The organism is Streptomyces sp. MGP-BFMKR1, assembly GCF_057766585.1.
In genome coordinates, this window is the sequence record NZ_CM173408.1 from 3,620,977 (window position 1) to 3,638,184 (window position 17,208).

Annotated in this window: 14 protein-coding genes; 2 read left to right on the forward strand and 12 right to left on the reverse strand. The window is 74.2% G+C overall.

From position 1 onward, the window contains the following. The first annotated feature begins 371 nt into the window (after positions 1-371). Positions 372-878 (forward strand): GNAT family N-acetyltransferase, encoded by a 507-nt coding sequence (locus tag AC3CHW_RS13805; protein WP_217199712.1) that lies wholly within the window; start codon positions 372-374, stop codon positions 876-878. A 182-nt stretch (positions 879-1,060) separates the two neighbouring features. Here the strand turns inward: AC3CHW_RS13805 and AC3CHW_RS13810 are convergent, their stop codons facing one another. The 7 genes from AC3CHW_RS13810 to AC3CHW_RS13840 all read right to left on the reverse strand — a co-directional run bounded on the left by AC3CHW_RS13810 (position 1,061) and on the right by AC3CHW_RS13840 (position 10,015). Beyond that, a complete protein-coding gene (locus AC3CHW_RS13810) occupies positions 1,061-2,467 on the reverse strand; it encodes a hypothetical protein (RefSeq protein ID WP_488470623.1) in 1,407 nt (468 codons plus the stop codon). 325 nt (positions 2,468-2,792) lie between these two features. Continuing rightward, positions 2,793-3,614: an APH(3'') family aminoglycoside O-phosphotransferase gene (locus AC3CHW_RS13815; protein WP_488470624.1), complete on the reverse strand. Its 822-nt coding sequence runs from the start codon at positions 3,612-3,614 to the stop codon at positions 2,793-2,795. 119 nt (positions 3,615-3,733) lie between these two features. After that, positions 3,734-4,426 carry a demethylmenaquinone methyltransferase gene (locus tag AC3CHW_RS13820; protein ID WP_488470625.1) on the reverse strand — a complete coding sequence of 231 codons (693 nt, stop codon included), beginning with the start codon at positions 4,424-4,426 and terminating at the stop codon, positions 3,734-3,736. 125 nt (positions 4,427-4,551) lie between these two features. Then, positions 4,552-5,238: an imidazolonepropionase-like domain-containing protein gene (locus AC3CHW_RS13825; protein ID WP_488470626.1), complete on the reverse strand. Its 687-nt coding sequence runs from the start codon at positions 5,236-5,238 to the stop codon at positions 4,552-4,554. 43 nt (positions 5,239-5,281) lie between these two features. Beyond that, the gene (gene mqnC, locus AC3CHW_RS13830) at positions 5,282-6,481 is read right to left on the reverse strand and encodes a cyclic dehypoxanthinyl futalosine synthase (protein ID WP_398610396.1); all 1,200 of its coding nucleotides are present in this window, start codon (positions 6,479-6,481) and stop codon (positions 5,282-5,284) included. A 288-nt stretch (positions 6,482-6,769) separates the two neighbouring features. After that, complete coding sequence (locus tag AC3CHW_RS13835) at positions 6,770-8,908, reverse strand: serine/threonine-protein kinase (protein WP_488470627.1); 2,139 nt, start codon at positions 8,906-8,908, stop codon at positions 6,770-6,772. A gap of 216 nt (positions 8,909-9,124) precedes the next feature. After that, entirely contained in the window at positions 9,125-10,015 is an 891-nt protein-coding gene (locus AC3CHW_RS13840; protein WP_459248264.1) for a menaquinone biosynthetic enzyme MqnA/MqnD family protein, read from the reverse strand. A 313-nt stretch (positions 10,016-10,328) separates the two neighbouring features. On the opposite strand from AC3CHW_RS13840, the gene AC3CHW_RS13845 reads away from it, so the two are divergent. Further along, entirely contained in the window at positions 10,329-10,532 is a 204-nt protein-coding gene (locus AC3CHW_RS13845) for a cold-shock protein (RefSeq protein ID WP_003984261.1), read from the forward strand. Positions 10,533-10,847: 315 nt separating this feature from the next. On the opposite strand, the gene AC3CHW_RS13850 is transcribed toward AC3CHW_RS13845, so the two are convergent. The 5 genes from AC3CHW_RS13850 to AC3CHW_RS13870 all read right to left on the reverse strand — a co-directional run bounded on the left by AC3CHW_RS13850 (position 10,848) and on the right by AC3CHW_RS13870 (position 17,058). Continuing rightward, complete coding sequence (locus AC3CHW_RS13850; RefSeq protein WP_488471045.1) at positions 10,848-12,752, reverse strand: AMP-dependent synthetase/ligase; 1,905 nt, start codon at positions 12,750-12,752, stop codon at positions 10,848-10,850. A gap of 674 nt (positions 12,753-13,426) precedes the next feature. Next, positions 13,427-14,068, reverse strand: coding sequence for a TetR/AcrR family transcriptional regulator (locus AC3CHW_RS13855; RefSeq protein ID WP_176163381.1), 642 nt, complete (start codon positions 14,066-14,068; stop codon positions 13,427-13,429). A 290-nt stretch (positions 14,069-14,358) separates the two neighbouring features. Beyond that, positions 14,359-15,678, reverse strand: a complete 1,320-nt coding sequence (locus tag AC3CHW_RS13860; protein WP_398610399.1) for a dicarboxylate/amino acid:cation symporter — start codon at positions 15,676-15,678, stop codon at positions 14,359-14,361. A 441-nt stretch (positions 15,679-16,119) separates the two neighbouring features. Then, the gene (locus AC3CHW_RS13865; RefSeq protein ID WP_269475451.1) at positions 16,120-16,407 is read right to left on the reverse strand and encodes a DUF4229 domain-containing protein; all 288 of its coding nucleotides are present in this window, start codon (positions 16,405-16,407) and stop codon (positions 16,120-16,122) included. Positions 16,408-16,539: 132 nt separating this feature from the next. Further along, positions 16,540-17,058 (reverse strand): GNAT family N-acetyltransferase, encoded by a 519-nt coding sequence (locus AC3CHW_RS13870; RefSeq protein WP_488470628.1) that lies wholly within the window; start codon positions 17,056-17,058, stop codon positions 16,540-16,542. Positions 17,059-17,208 lie beyond the last annotated feature (150 nt).

The window sequence follows — 17,208 nt, forward strand, 5'->3', positions numbered from 1 at the left end:
GGCGACCGCCGACGGCGTGCGCGGGGCCTTGGTGACGGCCGTGTCCTTGGTGGCCGCGTCCTTGGTGGTGGCGGACTCGGACGGCGAGGCCGTGGCGTCGGCGGCGGGCTCGGCCTCCGGGCCCGGGGCGGCGGCTGCCGGTTCTATGGCGCTGGTCGCGGCGGACTCGGCTGCTCCGGTCCCGGTACCGCTGCCGCCCGTCCCTGGGGCGTCGGTCTCGGAGGCGCCGGTCTGGGGAAGGTCGGTCTCGGCGGGGGCGTTCTCGCTCACGGAGGTTCTCCCGAAGACTCGGTATCTGCGTGCCGGTCGCGCCGGGCACTGGACGGGTGCAGTCTATGTGGCGTACGCGAAGTCGCGAGAAGGGCGCCCTCATGCCGATATCCGGAGCTAGTGTGCAGTTGCGAGTACCGATCCCCGAGGACGCGGCTGCCTGGCACCGGCTCTTCGACGACCCCGACGTCATGGAGTTCCACGGCGGCGCGTCCCATGACCTCGCCCACTACGAGGAGTTCACCGCCCGCCAGCGCGCCCACCACGACCACATCGGCGTCTGCCTCTACACCCTGCTCGACGCGGCCGGCGAACCCGTCGGCTTCACCGGCGCCCAGCCCTGGCCGCACGAGTGGGGCCCGAAGGGCGAGATCGAGATCGGCTGGCGGCTCGGCCGCGCGCACTGGGGCCGGGGTTACGCGACGCTCGCCGCCGAGACGACGCTGGAGCGGGCGCGCGCGGTCGGCATCCGGCACGTGGTCGCGATGGTCGCCGCGGAGAACGCGCGGTCCATCGCGGTCATCCAGCGGCTGGGCATGAAGGAGTCGGAGACGTACGTCTCGCCGGTCTCCAAGACCCGCGGGCTCTGCTTCCGGCTCGACCTCTAGCGACGGCGGCCCCTCCCCCGGTCCGGGGCGGTGGCCGGTCGACCGTCGTCCGGGATGGCGGTGATCGGCCGGTCTCGTGTGGTGGCGGCCGGCCGTCGTCCGCGATGGCTTCGATCGGCCGGTTTCCTGTGACGGCGGCCGGCCGGGGCCCGGCCACGCGTCGGCGGCCGGCCGTCCGTCCGTCAGTCGCCCTCGGACCAGGTGTCCAGGGCCGCGTCGAACGCCTCGCGGTCCACGGCGAACGTCTCGGCGGGGCCCTGGAAGTAGATCGCGTACTCCGTGCCGTCCTCCGTGACGTACGCCTGGTCGATGGCGTGCATCGCCCGGCCGGTCTTCTTCTCGACCCAGCGGAACTCCCAGCGGGCGCCGTCCCGGCCCTGGAAGGTGTTGGCCGAGAGGTCGAGCTGCTCGTAGTCGCCAGTGCGCGCGGACGTGATGCCCTCCAGCTCGCGGAAGTGGTCGATCGCCGACTGGCTGGTGCCGCGCAGCACGCCGATGCGCAGGTAGCTGTTGTCCTCCGTGGCGCCGGGCCCCCGGTAGTCGATCTGGCCGCCGCGCACCTCGCGCACCCAGCCGGTCGGCACGGCGAGCGAGAAACCCTGCGGGTCCCGCGCCGTCCGGTAGCCCTCGGGCGGCTCGCCGGGCCCGAGGTCGCCTGACGCGTCGGGGGACGCATCGGCTGACGGGGTGTCGGTCGGGGCGTCGGTGGGGTCGGGGGACGCCGGGTCGGTGGGTGGGGCGGGGGCGGTCGCCGGCGCGGAGGGCTCGCGCGCGGCGGGTGACTCGCGTCCGCCGTCGCCGGAGACCTCCGTACCGCCGTTCGGGTCGGAACCGCCCGGGGGCTCGCTCTCCACGGCGACGGACGCCCGGTCGTCGTCGCCGTCGTCCCGCAACACCAGCACGCCGGCCGTGGCCCCGCCCCCGACCACGAACGCCGCCACCCCCACGGCGAGCCACACCAGCACCCGCCGCCGCCCGGACACCCGCCGAGCCGTCCCCGCCCCGCCGGCCGCACCGGCGCCGCCGGCCACGACGACCGGGGTGGTGGGCGGGGTGTCGTGCTGTCGCGGCGGCGGGGTGGCGTACCCGGGCGACTGGGCGGCGGCGTACGGGGCGGGGTGCGACGGCCCGGCGTACGGCGACGGCTGGGGCGCCGGCGGCTGCGGGCCGGGGTACGGCTCGGGCCGCGGCGGCGTCCCGTAGCCGGGCGGGCCGGACGAGCTGGATGAGCCGGGCGGGCCGGGTGGTGGGGTGGCGGACCCGGCGGGGAGCGTGGGCGGGTGGACCGGTGGGCGGGCCGCGGGTCGGGCGGGCGTCGGCGTCTTGGTCGCGGCCGGGTGGGTGGCCGGCAGGGGCCTGCCCGGGACGGTCGGCGGGTCGACGTACGGTATGTCCCGCGCGGTGTGCGAACGGGTCGGCGCGTCGGGCGACACGGCCTCGGAGTCGGGGCCGCTGGCGGGCTCGCCCGTGCTCGGGCCGCCGTCAGGCGCACTGGTCAGTACGGCGGTCGAGGCGACCGTGGGCGGCTCGTCGGCGGGGGCCGGGGGGACGTCCGGGCCCGGGGCGAGGAGGTCGCCCCCACACCCCATGCAGAAACGCGCCTCGTTCGGTGCCGAGGCACCACAGGCAGAGCAGGACTTCGACGGCACGGGTGACACGGGTTGCTCCGAGGGTTCGGCGCGGCGAGGTGAGGCGTGGGGGTGGGCGCATACTCTAGCGGCGGCCGGGCCCGTCGTCGCCCGCTACGACGGGGTCAACCCCCCATAATGCGCCCGGCTTTGCTCCCCCGCCTCGTGCGCCCCAGTCACACCACCCGGCTGCCGCGAGCCCGCAAAGCCGCCGGGGAGCCACCTGGAGCCGCCGCCAGCCACCGCCCGCCACCGCATCCACCGCGAGCCACCGCCGCCGAGCCGGTCAGCCCCAGGTCAGCGGGTCGAGGTGGAGGTAGAAGCGCAGGCGGTCGTGGTCCAGGGCGACGCCGTACCGCTCGGCGAACGCCGCGTCCGCGGCCCGGGCCCGCGCCTCGTCCGGCCAGGTCTCGCGCGCGTTGGTGAGCAGCAGCGCCAGGTCGGCGTGGCGGTCGGCGAGGCCGAGGCGGCCCAGGTCGACGAAGCCCGACACGTCGAGGGTGCGCGGGTCGAGGAGGATGTTGGGCAGGCACAGGTCCCCGTGGCTGACGACCGTGTCGGTCGCCTCCTGCTCCCGCCGCAGGGCGAGCTGTCCGGTGAGGCGGGCCAGCAACTCCCGGGGAGGGGTGTGCCGCTGCTCCTCGGGGAGGAAGTCCGGGTTCACGGCGTCCCGGGACACGACGTCGCGCGCCACGTCGACCACGCCGTCAAGACCCCGCCGGAACGGGCACTCCGCCACCGGCACCGCGTGCAGCCGACGGACCGCGTCCGCGATGGACTCCCAGGCGGCCCACAGCTCGTCGGCGGACACCTGGTCGGCGGGTACGCCGGGGACGGCACTGGTCAACAGGCAGGCGCCCGCGTCGGTACGGCGCCAGTCGAGCACCCGGGGGCCCGGCAGACCCCGTTCGCCGAACCAGGCGACCCGGTCGCGCTCGGCCGTCAGCTCGGCCACGTCGGCGGCGGGCACGCACTTGGCGTACCGGGTGGCGTCCGCGCCACGGAAGACGAGGGCCCCCGACTCGCCCGAGGTGACCGGCAGCCAGTCGCCGTCCGCGAGGCCGAACAGGGCCGGCGTCAGGGGTGGGGGCGCGGCGTGATCGCTCATGGCGGCCACCCTAGCCAGGCCGGGTCCGCCGACCCGGGGCCGGTTCCGGGGCAGGTGCCGGGACCGGTGGCCGGGCCGGTGCCGGGCGGACGGGGATCGCGGGTGACCGGTCAGCCGCCCTACGGCTTCGTGCCCCGGTGCAGGGCGACGACGCCGCCGGTCAGGTTGCGCCAGGCGACGCGGGACCAGCCGGCGCGCTGGAGGACCCTGGCCAGGCCGGGCTGGTCGGGCCAGGCGCGGATGGACTCGGCGAGGTAGACGTACGCGTCCGGGCTGCTGCTCACGGCCGTGGCGACCGGCGGCAGCGCCCGCATCAGGTACTCCGTGTAGACCGTGCGGAACGGCGCCCACGTCGGCTGGCTGAATTCGCAGATGACGATCTTGCCGCCGGGCCTGGTCACGCGCAGCGTCTCGCGCAGCGCGCCCTCGGTGTCCTGCACGTTGCGCAGCCCGAAGGAGATCGTGACGGTGTCGAAGACGCCGTCCGCGAACGGGAGTCGGGTGGCGTCGCCGGCCGTGAGCGGCAGGAACGGGTTGCGCTGCTTTCCCGCCCGCAGCATGCCCAGCGAGAAGTCGCAGGGCACGACGTACGCGCCGGCGGCCGTGAACGGCAGCGACGACGTCCCCGTGCCGGCGGCCAGGTCGAGCACCCGCTCCCCCGGGCGCGCGTCCACGGCGCGCGCGACCGCCTTGCGCCACAGCCGGGACTGCCCGAGCGAGAGCACGTCGTTGGTGAGGTCGTAGTTGGCCGCCACGTCATCGAACATCGCGGCGACTTCGTGCGGCTGCTTGTCCAGGGAAGCTCGGGTCACCCTCCCATTGTTCACCCGGCCTCCCCCGGCCCCCCTCGGGGGTCGTCCCGACGGCGAGCCGGCCGGCCCGCCGCGACGACGGCCCGGCCCGGGCGCCCGTGGCGGCGCTCCCGGGCCGGCGCGTCTCAGCGGCGGCGGAAGACCAGGCGGCCGTCGAGCACCGTGGCCACGCAGCTCGCCGCGCCACGGGTGGCCAGCTCGCCCACCGCGGCCACGGCGAACACCGCGAAGTCGGCCCGGGCCCCGGGCGACAGCGGGCCGGTGAAGGTAGTCTCGGGCGGCGTGCCCGCGGGCAGGGCGGCTATCGGGTCGAGCAGGGCAGGAGCCGGCGGGTCGGCGGCCCCGGCCGGGTCGGGCGCTGCGCTCGCGCGGGACCCGGGGATCACGACGAGGCCCGCCCTGGCCACCGCCGTGCGCACCGCAGGCCGCGCGAAGGGGCCGGCCACCGCCGTCGTACCGTGCCGCAGCATCCGCTGGGTGCCGCGCCGCGCGGACTCGCCCCAGCGCGCGTCGGCCAGCCCGAGGTCGGCCAGCACCGCGGGGTCGGCCAGCGGCTCGGTGCCCAGGCGCTCGGCCTCGCGCGGGTCGGGGTGGTAGGCGGCCTCAAGGAGCGCCGCGGCCCGCGCGTTGAGCAGCCCGGGCGTGAGCAGCCCGGGCCAACGCCGCTCGCGCGCGCCCGGGTGCTCGGCCGCCATCTCCTCGTACGGGCCGACCGCGGCGATGCGCGCGCCGTCCACGACGACCGCCCCGTCCGCGACGGGCTCCGCCCCCGGGCCGGTGAGCAGCAGCTCGGCCCCGTGAATCGTCAGCACGCGCCGCCCCCCATCCGTGTAACGGCCCCCGCCCAGGCCCGGTTCAGCGGGCGTCGATGAGCTTGAGGGCGGGGTGGGCCGTGCCGCCGTCGATCGCGGTCGACGACAGGTGCGAGACGACCTTGTCGTCCACCGGGTCGTTGGCCGGGTCGTCGTGCACCACCAGGTGCTCGTACGTCGTGGCGCGCTGCGCCGGGACCCGGCCCGCCTTGCGGATCAGGTCGATGATCTCCATCCGGTTGGAGCGGTGCCGGGCGCCGGCCGAGGAGACCACGTTCTCCTCCAGCATGATCGAGCCCAGGTCATCCGCCCCGTAGTGCAGCGAGAGCTGGCCGACCTCCTTGCCGGTGGTCAGCCACGAACCCTGGATGTGCGCGACGTTGTCGAGGAAGAGGCGCGCGATGGCGATCATCCGCAGGTACTCGAAGAGCGTGGCCTGCGTCTGGCCCTTGAGGTGGTTGTTCTCGGGCTGGTACGTGTACGGGATGAAGGCGCGGAAGCCGCCCGTGCGGTCCTGCACGTCGCGGATCATCCGCAGGTGCTCGATCCGCTCGGCGTTGGTCTCGCCGGTGCCCATCAGCATCGTGGAGGTGGACTCGACGCCCAGGTTGTGCGCGATCTCCATGATCTCCAGCCAGCGCTCGCCCGACTCCTTGAGCGGCGCGATGGCCTTCCGCGGGCGCTCCGGCAGCAGCTCGGCGCCCGCGCCGGCGAACGAGTCGAGCCCCGCCGCGTGGATGCGCCGGATGGCCTCGTCGGCGCTGACGCCGGAGATCCGTGACATGTGCTCGATCTCGGAGGCGCCCAGCGAGTGGATGACGAGCTGCGGGAACGCCTTCTTGATCGCCGCGAAGTGCTCCTCGTAGTACTCCACGCCGAAGTCCGGGTGGTGGCCGCCCTGGAACATGATCTGGGTGCCGCCGAGCTCGACGGTCTCCGCGCAGCGGCGCAGGATGTCGTCCAGGTCGCGGGTCCAGCCCTTGTCGTGGGCCTTGGGCGGGGCGTAGAAGGCGCAGAACTTGCAGGCCGTCACGCAGACGTTGGTGTAGTTGATGTTCCGCTCGATGATGTACGTCGCGATGTGCTCCGTCCCGGCGTACCGCCGGCGGCGCGCGGCGTCGGCGGCTGCGCCGAGCGCGTGCAGAGGCGCGTCCCGGTACAGGTCGAGCGCCTCCTCCGGGGTGATCCGACCGCCGCCGGCGGCGCGGTCGAGGACGGACTGCAGATCGGCGTTCTCCGTCACCGGGGCGTCCCTTCCGGAGGGTTACGTACGGACATCAGTCAGCGTACGCCAGGGGTCCGACACCCCGGCCCGCGGCCGGCCAACCCTCGCGACCTGCGGCGCGGCGCCCGGTGACGTAGGCCACGACGGCACCGGCGGCCAGCGGGAGCGCCCGCGCCCGCCCCGCCCCAGCCCAACAGCCCACCGCCCCACCAACCCGCCAGCCCGTCGGTCCGTCGGTCCGTCGGTCCGTCGGTCCGTCGGTCCATCAGCCCGCCAGCGCGACGGCCCGTCAGCAACGGCAGTGCCTCAGCCCGTCGCCGGCTGCTTGACCATGCGGGCCACCGGTCGCCCGGCCGCCTCGTCCTGCGACTTGTAGACGAGCTTGCCGCTCTCCCTGTCCAGCGTGTACGTGGCCTGCGCCGTCACGCCCGTGCACAGGAACGAGCCGCCTTCCTTGGACTCGTCGGTGGCCTCGGTAATCGTCAGCCGGGTGTTCCCCTCCGTCACCGAACGCAGCGTGCCCTTGGCGTAGCAGCGCTGCCCGAAGACGTCGGTGACCGCCTCGACGACGACCGTCCCGGTACGGCCCTGGCGGACGGTCGCGATGTGCTCGCCGTTGTACTTGCCCTTGGCGTACTGCGGCCCCTTCCAGGTGCCGATCATCCCCTTCGGCACGTCCCCCTTGGCGGGCGGCCCGGTGCCCGGCCCGGTCGGCTCGCCGCCCGCCGGATGCGAGCCGTCGGGCGCGGGCGTCGTCGCGCTGGAGTGGGGGGACGGGGACTGGCTCTGCTTGTCGCCGCCGGCGTGCGTGTCGCCACCGCCGCCGCCCCGCATCGCGTCGTAGACGACGACCGCCGTGGTCGCCACGGCGAGCGCGCCGGCGACCGAGAGCACCAGCGAACAGCTCAGCCACCGGGGCCGGTCGCGCCGCCCGAGCCCGGCCGACAGCGCCATCCGCCGCTCCCGCCCCGCCCGGTCCTCGCCGTCCGCGCCACCCTCCGGGCCGTGCGGGCCGCCGCCCGGGGCGCCCGGAGCGCCACCGGGCCGGCGCGGTGCGCCCTCACCGGCCCCACCGGTGACGGCTCCGTCCGCCCGCCCCGCACCCGCCGTGGCGGCCTCCGCCACGGCGGCCCCACCCCCCTCCGGCGAGCGCCGCGGCGCCGCGACCGGGGCCGGGGCGCCGGCGTGGCTGGCTCCGTCGGAGTGGTGGGGCTGGCTGACGCCGCTGGGGTGCTGGGGCTGGCTGGCGTGGCCGGTGTCGCCGGCGCGGCCTCCGTACGAGGGGTCGGGCGGCCCGAACGCCCCGGCGCGCACGCCCGAGTCCATCCCCACCGTCTCGGGCCCGAGCGCCTCGGGGGACAGCGTCGTGGGCCCGCCGGGTGGCGGGCCGGCCCCGGCGGCCCCGGCGGAACCGGCGGCCGGCCAGGCGGGGGCGGGCGGCGGCGTCGGGGCCGGGGACGGGGACGGGGACGGGGCCGACTCCAGTGGCTCCGCCTCCAGATCGAGCAGTTCCATCGCGCGCCGGCTGGCGCCCTCCACCAGCGGCGCGGGCAACCACCCGGGCCGCACCAGGCCGGCCGCGCCGCCACCCGCGCCCGCGTCCGTGTCCGCGCCCGCGCCCGCGCCCGTGTCCCCGCCCGCGTCGGCGGTCAGCCGGCGCACCAGCTCGGCCGGCGTGGGGCGGCCGGTCGGGTCCTTGACCAGGCAGTCGGCGACGATCGCGCGCAACTCGCCCGCCAGCGAGGGGCCCAGCTCCGGCTGCTCGTGCACGACCCGGTAGAGCAGCGCGGCCGAGGAGTCGCCGGGAAAGGGGGGCCGGCCGGTGGCGGCGTACGCCAGGACCGCGCCCAGCGAGAACACGTCGGCGGCGGCCGTCGCGCCCTGGCCGAGGATCTGCTCGGGCGACATGTAACCGGGCGAGCCGATGGAAACGCCGGTGGAGGTGAGGGAGGCGGTGCCGTCGATGGCGCGGGTGATGCCGAAGTCGATGAGCCGCGGCCCGTCCAGGGCGAGCAGCACGTTCGACGGCTTGACGTCGCGGTGCACCAGGCCCAGGCCGTGCACGGCCACCAGCGCCTCGGCCAGGCTCGCGCCCAGCGCGCGTACGCAGGGCGCCGGCAGCGCGCCCAGGTCCTCGACGGCCTGGGTGAGCGAGGGGCCGGCGACGTAGCCGGTGGCCACCCAGGGCACCGCGGCCTCCGGGTCGGCGTCGAGCACGGGGGCCGTCCAGGCGCCGCCCACCCGTTGGGCCGCCTCCACCTCGCGCCGGAAACGGGCCCGGAACTGGGCGTCCGTCGCGAAGTGCGGGTGGACCAGCTTCACGGCGACGGTGCGTCCGCCCGCGCTGCGGCCCAGGTAGACCCGGCCCATCCCGCCCGAGCCCAGGCGCCGCAGCAGCCGGTAGGCGCCGATACGGCGGGGATCATCCGGTTCCAGTGGGTACATCGTGTGCCTCCCCCTCCACTGCGCCGCCCAGCTTAGGTGCGCGGCGCGCGGCGCGGGCAGGGTACCGACGACCGCGCTCGGCCCGTGGACCAAGGCCGCCCCGGACGCGTGGACCGCGCCCGGGGCGAGCGGGCGGCGGCCGTGCGGCGGGCCGTCAGAGTGGGCACCGGAGCGGGGAGTGGCCCCGGCCCCCGGGGTGTGGTCCCGTCGCCGGGGTCAGTGGGCGCCGCGGGTCAGCAGGTCCACGCGGACGTCGGCGGGGTAACCCGTGGTGGGGCCCGTGCGGCGGGCGAACTCGGCGATGCCGGCGAGTTGCTCGGCGCCGAGGCTGAAGTCGAGGGTGGTGAAGTACCGTTCCAGCACCTCCGGCTCGAACGCCTCCCACCGCGCCGCCTGCTCGGCCACCTTGGTGACCTCCTCCAGCGAGACGTCCCGCGAGGACAGGAACGCCTCGTGCACCTTGTGCACCAGCTCCGGCTCCTGCTCCAGGTACGAGCGGCGCGCGGCCCAGACCGCGAAGACGAACGGCAGCCCCGTCCAGTCCTTCCACATCTGGCCCAGGTCGTGCACGTCGAGCCCGAGCCTGGGCGCGTAGTGCAGGTTGGCCCGCAGCGCGGCGTCGCCGATGAGCACCGCCGCCTGCGCCTCCTGCATCATCACCCCCAGGTCGGGCGGGCAGGTGTAGTACTCGGGCTGTACGCCGAAGCGCTCGGAGAGCAGGAGTTGCGCGAGCCGTACGGAGGTGCGCGACGTCGAGCCGAGGGCGACGCGGGCGGCGTGCAACTGGTCCAGCGGCACCTGGGAGACGATCACGCACGACATGACCGGGCCGTCGCAGCCGACCGCGAGGTCGGGGAAGGCGACCAGGTCGTCCGCGTTCCGCAGGAACTCGACCAGGGTGACCGGGGCGATGTCCAGGTCTCCGCGGACGAGCTGCTCGCTGAGCTTCTCGGGGGTGTCCTTGGTCAGCTCGAGATCGAGGAGGCTGCCGGTGCGGGCGAGCCCCCAGTACAGCGGAAGGCAGTTGAGGAACTGGATGTGGCCGACCCGCGGCCGGCTCCGGCGGTGGCCGGTGGCGGTAGCGGCGACAGGGGTTGAATTGTCCACATCCGGAGGCTAGCCCCGGGATGATGCGTGGGTGGCGCCGGGGGGCACGGTGGCGCGGCGCGGAGGATTGTGCTCGTCGCCCGGACAGCGCTGACGTGCGCGCTTTTCCCTTCTTCGCCGCATGGAAACCGCCCGTCCCCGTGATCTTTCGCTCTTTCCCCTCGGCATCTGCCGTGCTAGGCTCGCCGCAAGTTGCAGTTTGGTTTCCCTTGCAGTACAGAGCCTGCGGAGCATGTGACGCCGCAGGCTTTTGTAGTTTTCAGACTTCTTGCAGGTTCTGGAGCAGGGCAACCCTTTGGCCCAAGGAGGGCTTATGGCTACCGGAACCGTGAAGTGGTTCAACGCTGAAAAGGGCTTCGGCTTCATCGCCCAGGACGGCGGCGGCCCGGATGTCTTCGTCCACTACTCCGCGATCAACGCCTCTGGTTTCCGCTCCCTGGAGGAGAACCAGCAGGTTAACTTCGACGTCACGCAGGGTCCGAAGGGCCCGCAGGCGGAGAACGTAACCCCTGTCTGATCCTCTGGATCCTTCGCGGGTTCGGCCATCGCGGTCGGCACCTATTCGTTCCTGATGTAGTACCCAAGGAGCCCTGCTCCCCGTTTCGACGGGAAGCGGGGCTCCTGCCTTTTCCCGGCCTCCGTCTCTCCCCCCTCCCGGGCCCCTCTCGGGCGCTGTCGGTTCTGACGAAGACCTGGTGAGTTCTGACGACTTCTGCGCTGCCCCTCGCTCGCTTCTTGCGGGTTCTTGCCGGGTTTCCCTCGCGTTTCTCCGACGTTCCGGCCCGGCGTTCCGGGCGGGCGAGGTCGCGGCTCCCCTTTTCCGGGGCGGGGCTCACTCGCGGGCGTACAGTTCCTCGATCTCCGCGGCGAAGTCCTCGGCCACCGCGGCCCGGCGCAGCTTGAGCGAGGGCGTGAGGTGGCCGGCCGCCTCGGTGAACTCAGCCGGCAGCACCCGGAAGCGGCGGATCGACTCGGGGCGGGAGACCAGCGTGTTGGCGTCGTCCACGGCCCGTGCCAGCTCCGCCCTCAGCGTCTGGTCCCGGACGAGTTCGGGTAGCGGCACCTCCCGCTTGCCGTGCATCCGGCGCCAGTGCGCGAGGCCGTCCGGGTCCAGGGTGATCAGGGCGGTGACGTACGGGCGGTCGTCGCCGACGACCATGCACTGGCCGACCAGCGGGTGGGCCCGCAGCCGGTCCTCTAGCGGCGCGGGCGCCACGTTCTTTCCGCCGGAGGTGACGATCAGTTCCTTCTTGCGGCCGGTGATGGTGAGGTAGCCGTCGGCGTCCAGGGCGCCGATGTCGCCCGTCGGGAACCAGCCGTCGGCCGTGGTGGCCGGCGTGCTCGTGCCGCGCTCCCCGTCCCAGTAGCCGGCGAAGACCTGGCCGCCGCGGAGCAGCACCTCCCCGTCGTCGGCGATCCGCACCGCGCTGCCGGGCATCGGCCAGCCGACCGTGTCGAGCCGGGGCGCGAGCGGCGGCGTGACGGTGGCGGCGGCGGTGGTCTCGGTCAGGCCGTACCCCTCGAAGACGTCCACGCCGGCGCCGGCGTAGAACGCGGCCAACCGGTGCCCGAGCGGCGAGCCGCCGCAGATGACGTACCGCACCCCGCCCCCGAGCGCGGCCCGGATGCGGCGGTAGACCAGCGCGTCGTACAGCGTGCGGGCCACCTTCAGGCCCGGCCCGGGGCCGGGGCCCGTGCCGCGCTCGGCGGCCAGCACGGCCTGCCCGTAGCGCTGGGCGACGCGCGTGGCGCGGTCGAAGGAGGCGGCGCGGCCCATGCGCTCGGCCGTGGCCCGCCCGGTGTTGTGGACCTTCTCCAGGACGTACGGGATGGCCAGCAGGAACGTCGGCCGAAAACCCGCGAGGTCGGCGAGCAGGTCGTCGGTCTGGATGCTGGGCGCGTGGCCCAGGCGTACCCGGGCGCGCAGGCAGCCGACGGCGATCATCCGCCCGAAGACGTGGGCCAGCGGGAGGAAGAGGAGGGTCGAGGCGGGTTCCGTGCTGGTCGCGCGGAAGACCGGGTGCAGCAGCTCGATGCCGTTGTCTACCTCGGCGAAGAAGTTGGCGTGGGTGAGCACGCAGCCCTTGGGGCGACCGGTGGTGCCCGAGGTGTAGATGAGGGTGGCGATGTCGGCGGGCTGGCGCTGTCGGCGCCGCGCGGCCACCTCCTCGTCGGCGATGTCACGTCCGCTGGCGCCGAGCTGGCCGATGGCGCCGGCGTCGAGTTGCCACAGATGGACCAGGCCGGGCAGGCGGGTGCGCTCCCCGCTGATCAGGCGGGCCTGCTCGACGCCCTCGACGGCGCACGCGGCGGCGCCCGAGTCGCGCAGTATCCAGTGGGCCTGGAGCGCGGAGGAGGTCGGGTAGATCGGGACGGTGACCAGCCCGGCGGCCCAGGCGGCGAAGTCGAGAAGGGTCCACTCGTAGCTGGTGCGGGCCATGATGGCGAGCCGGTCGCCGGGGCGCAGGCCGTGCGCGATGAGCCCCTTGGCGGTGGCGAGCACGGCGGACGCGAACTCGGCCGCGGTCACGTCCCGCCACGTGCCGTCCGGCTGCTTGCGGCTGAGCACGGCCTCGGTGGGCGCCTCGTCCGCGTTGTCGAACGGGATGTCGCCGAGCGAGCCCCGCGTGACCTCGGGCACGAACGCCGGCACGGCCACCTCCCGGACGACGCCGGCCACGACGGTCTTCTCCGGCTCCACCAGGACGGGCGGCCCCGCCGCCGCGCCACCGGGCAGCGGGCGGTCCGCCCGCCCCGCCGCCGGTCCGGGGAGGTCAGGGCCCTGCCGGGCGGGGTCGGCGCCGGGGGGAGCGGTACGGGAACGGGGGTGTTGGGGGCGCGCGGAGCGTGCGGACCGCGCGGGGTGCTGTGGGGACACGAGCGGCTCCAGGTTCTGCTGGGTGACTCCTGTGGTGGTGCGGGGTGCGGTCGTGCGGAGGTGCGGGGTCGTGCCGGAGGTGCCGGGGTGCGGGTCGTGCGGCGGTACGGGACGTGCGGGGGTACGGCGGCTCGACCGACGGCGGGGCCGGGTGGGCGGGGCCGCCGAGGTGAGGGCGACCAGCCCGCGACGTAGGCGGGTTGGCCTACTCGGGCGGGTGTGCGGGGGCGCGGTCGGGCGGGTGTGTGGGGGCGCGGTCGGGCGGGCGTGCGGGGGCGCGCGGGAGGGGGCGGGGCGGGCGGCGGCCCGCCCCGGGTTCCGGGGCGCTCACCATCGGCCAGCTCCTGACCACTCAGTAACCTTACTTGCAAGTAAGGTACGCGAGGCGGAGCGGTTGGCCAATGCCTGAACCCCACATCGCTGCCACGATGTGGGGTTCGGTCTCCACCGGCACCGCGCGGGTGCCGTCCTCGCCGCGGGCCGGCCTGGGCCCCGCCGGCGAGGTCAGGGCCCGGTGACCGGGCCCGCGGCCGTCAGGCGCTCGGCTGCCACTTCTGGTCGCGCAGCAGGTTGCCGAGGCCGGCCCAGGCGAAGTTCATCAGCGTGGCCGCGGCCTCCTTGGCCGTCGGGCCACCCGGCGAGCCCGCCCAGTCGGCCATCGACTCGGCCGCCCCGACCAGGGCGTACGCCAGGCCGGCCACCTCCCGGTCGGCGAACTCCGGGTCGCAGTCGGCCTCCTTGGACGCCTCGCCGATGAGCTGTTCCACGAAGCTGACCAACTCGGCGCGCATGGCCGCCACCTCGCGCACGAACGGTTCGCCCTGCGAGCGCGCCTGGCTGTGCAGGACGGCCCAGCCGTCCGGGTGCTCGGCGGTGTACGTGAAGAGGCCGCGCAGCCCGCTCCACAGTTGCCGGTCGGCCGGCACGTCGCGCTCCACGGCCGCCCGCACCGCCGCGACCAGCGCCTTCGCCTCGCGCCTGATGCAGGCGGTGAACAGTTCTTCCTTGGAGTTCAGGTACAGGTACACCAGCGGCTTGGAGACCCCGGCCAGTTCGGCGATGTCGTCCATGGAAGCGGCCCGGTAGCCCCGTCGCGCGAACGTCCGCACGGCGGCGTCGAGCATCTGTTGCTCCCGCACCGCCCGCGGCATCCGCTTGCTCCTACCGCCACCCATGTGCAACGCCCCTCCGAGAACCCAACGCGCTGACGAGTAAAGCTACGTTCCCCACGCGGGCATCATCCCCGCCCGGCGCCGACCGCGAGAAGTGATCGGCGGGACGGGGGCGATGCCTGCTTCCCATGTCACCGGTGTGCTACGCCCCCGCGGGGCCCGCCCACCGGCCGGGCGCCGCTCCGCGAACGGCGCACCACCACCTCGCGTGCCGCCACCTCGCGCGCCGCCACCGCGCGCACCGGTGCCCCGGTCGCGGCGGGCGACCGGGGCACCTGACGGCGCGGGGTTCGCTAGGCGGCTGCCGGCAGCGCGCCCTCCTGCTTGCCCTCCGGCTGGCCCTCGTCCAGCGGCGAGGCGGAGGCCGTCTCGTACGCCCGGTGGTCGAGGATCTTCTCGCGGGCCGAGACCAGGACCGGGATGAGCGCCTGGCCGGCCACGTTGGTGGCGGTACGCATCATGTCCACGATCGGGTCGATGGCCATCAGCAGGCCGACGCCCTCCAGCGGCAGGCCCAGCGTGGACAGGGTCAGGGTGAGCATCACGGTCGCGCCGGTGAGGCCGGCCGTGGCGGCGGAGCCGATCACCGAGACGAACGCGATCAGCAGGTAGTCGCCGATGTCGAGCTGCACGTCGAAGATCTGCGCGATGAAGATCGCCGCGATGGCCGGGTAGATCGAGGCGCAGCCGTCCATCTTGGTCGTGGAGCCGAAGGGCACGGCGAAGGACGCGTACTCCTTGGGCACCCCGAGCCGCTCGGTGACCTTCTGCGTCAGCGGCATGGTGCCCACCGACGAGCGGGAGACGAAGGCGAGCTGGATCGCCGGCCAGGCGCCACGGTAGAAGTGCAGCGGGTTGAGCTTGGCGACGGTGGCGAGCAGCAGCGGGTAGACGCCGAACAGGACCAGGGCGCAACCGACGTAGATGTCGGCGGTGAAGGTCGCGTACTTGCTGATCAGGTCCCAGCCGTACTCGACGATGGCGGTGCCGATCAGGCCGAGGGTGCCCAGCGGGGCCAGCTTGATGACCCACCACAGGGCCTTCTGGAGCAGCTCCAGAACGGCCTGGCTGAGGTTCAGGATCGGCTCGGCCTTCTCGCCGAGCTGGAGGGCGGCGGCGCCGGCGACGGCCGCCATGAAGACGATCTGCAGGACGTTCAGCTCGGTGAACGGCGTGATCACGTCCGTCGGCACGATGCCGGTGAGGAAGTCGAGCCAGGAGCCCTTGTGCTCGGGCTTGGACCCGTCGGCGGGGGTGAGCCCGGTGCCGGAGCCGGGGTTGGTGACCAGACCGATGAACAGGCCGATGGCCACGGCTATCAGCGAGGTGGCCATGAACCACAGCAGGGTGTGGGTGGCCAGCCGGGCCGCGTTGTTGACCTTCCGCAGATTGGTGATCGACACCAGGATCGCGAAGAAGACCAGCGGGGCGACGGCGAGCTTCAGCAGTTGGATGAAGATCGAGCCGATCTTGTCCAGCGTGGTGATGAGCCACTGGACGTCACCGCTGCGGGCGGCCCAGCCGAGCAGCGCACCGGCGACGAGGCCGAGGAGGATCTGCGCCCAGAAGGGAACCCGCAGGGCGCGCGGGACGGACAGGCGTGGGGACGACAACGGACACTCTCCGAGGACAGACGGATGCCAGGTCAGATGTGAAGCGGGGGGCGGCGCCTGGAGCTCCGCTGAGATACGGGGTCTCCGGCCGCTGTGCGCACGTACTAGAGGCGGCGACAGGCCGCGGACAGACAGCGGCAAAGATCGATGTGCAGGCGCGCCACGAGCGGAACGCTCGTGGGGAATCGGGGCGCGGCTGCGGTCAACATGGCAATGACGTTAACACTTTAACTTTGAGGAACCCAAAGGAGATCTTTGGGACAGGGCGCCCCCACGGGCCTCGCGGACCGGCGCGCGGGCGGCCGGATCGGGCCCCGCGGGTGGCCTCGTACGCGCCCGGAGAACGCCAACGCCCCCACCGCGGGCGGCAATGCGCGGTGGGGGCGTGGGTGGGTCGGGTGGGGCCGGCGACGCGCCGGCCCGACCGGGGTGTGAGGAGCCTTACACCCCGTCTTCCTGGGTCTGGTGGGCCACCAGGCGCTCCTTGGCGCGGTCCACCTTGACGACGATCTGCTCCGACATGGCGTCCCGCTGCTTGCGCAGCACCACGAAGCTCAGCGGTGCCGAGACCACGATCGCCAGGAGCAGTACCCACAGCAGGTTGGAGTCGCCCAGACCGGACGGCAGGATGCCGAAGTGAACCAGGCCCCACAGGACCAGGAAGCAACCGACGAAGATGCCCAGACGCATGGCGGTGTATCGGAGCGTGGCGCTCGGCGTGAGAGACACGGCTGGTCTTCTTTCTCCCGGGGGTGCTGCGGTATCGGCCGGATGGTGTTCGCCTGCCCTACTAGTGAATCACGTCGGAAAAGCGCCGTGGGAGGCGGCTCCACCGTCCGTCGCCGGCCGGGCCCGTGGACGTCAGTCCAGCCGCAGCCACATGCAGATGTCGTCCCGGTAGTCGCCATCCGCCACCCTGATCGACTCGGGCACGCGGCCGACCTCCTTGAAACCGACCGTGGCGTAGAAGGCGTCCACTCCGGTGCCGCCGCGCACCCCGAGGCGCAACGAGGCGAAGCCCAGGTCACGCGCCATGTCGATGGCCTCGCGCAGCATGGCCTTGCCGTGCCCGCCGCCCTGCAGGGTCGGTTCGATCATGACGGTGACCAGCGTGGCCCAGTGCGTCATCAGCCGGTGCCGGTTGGACGCGATGAACACGGTGCCGACCAGTCGCCCGTCGGCGTACGCGGCGAGCAGGCGCGCCCCTCCCCCGCGCACGGCGTCGAGTTGCCCCTCGGCCACCGGGCGGATGTCGCCGTCCGCGACGGGCGGCACGAAGCCGACGGCGCCGCCCGCGTTGGTCACGTCGACCCACAGTCGCACCAGTTCGTCCTGGAGGGCGGGGGTCAGCTCGGGATCACGTACGTACGTAAGGGTCATTCCTGGATCGTAGCCATTACCTACCGCGCGACGCACCCCTCCGTCGATGTGACACACGCGGCACTGACCGCCCTTGACCAGCGCGGGGGCCACCCTTCCGGATACGGCGGCGCGGGGCGGGCGCGGCCGGCGGGGGCACGGCTGGCGGGG

Coding starts and splice junctions, on each gene's coding strand:
- AC3CHW_RS13805 (WP_217199712.1), top strand. CDS start 372: ATGCCGATATCCGGAGCTAGTGTGCAGTTGCGAGTACCGATCCCCGAG.
- AC3CHW_RS13810 (WP_488470623.1), bottom strand. CDS start 2,467: ATGGGGTGTGGGGGCGACCTCCTCGCCCCGGGCCCGGACGTCCCCCCG.
- AC3CHW_RS13815 (WP_488470624.1), bottom strand. CDS start 3,614: ATGAGCGATCACGCCGCGCCCCCACCCCTGACGCCGGCCCTGTTCGGC.
- AC3CHW_RS13835 (WP_488470627.1), bottom strand. CDS start 8,908: ATGTACCCACTGGAACCGGATGATCCCCGCCGTATCGGCGCCTACCGG.
- AC3CHW_RS13845 (WP_003984261.1), top strand. CDS start 10,329: ATGGCTACCGGAACCGTGAAGTGGTTCAACGCTGAAAAGGGCTTCGGC.
- AC3CHW_RS13855 (WP_176163381.1), bottom strand. CDS start 14,068: ATGGGTGGCGGTAGGAGCAAGCGGATGCCGCGGGCGGTGCGGGAGCAA.
- AC3CHW_RS13870 (WP_488470628.1), bottom strand. CDS start 17,058: ATGACCCTTACGTACGTACGTGATCCCGAGCTGACCCCCGCCCTCCAG.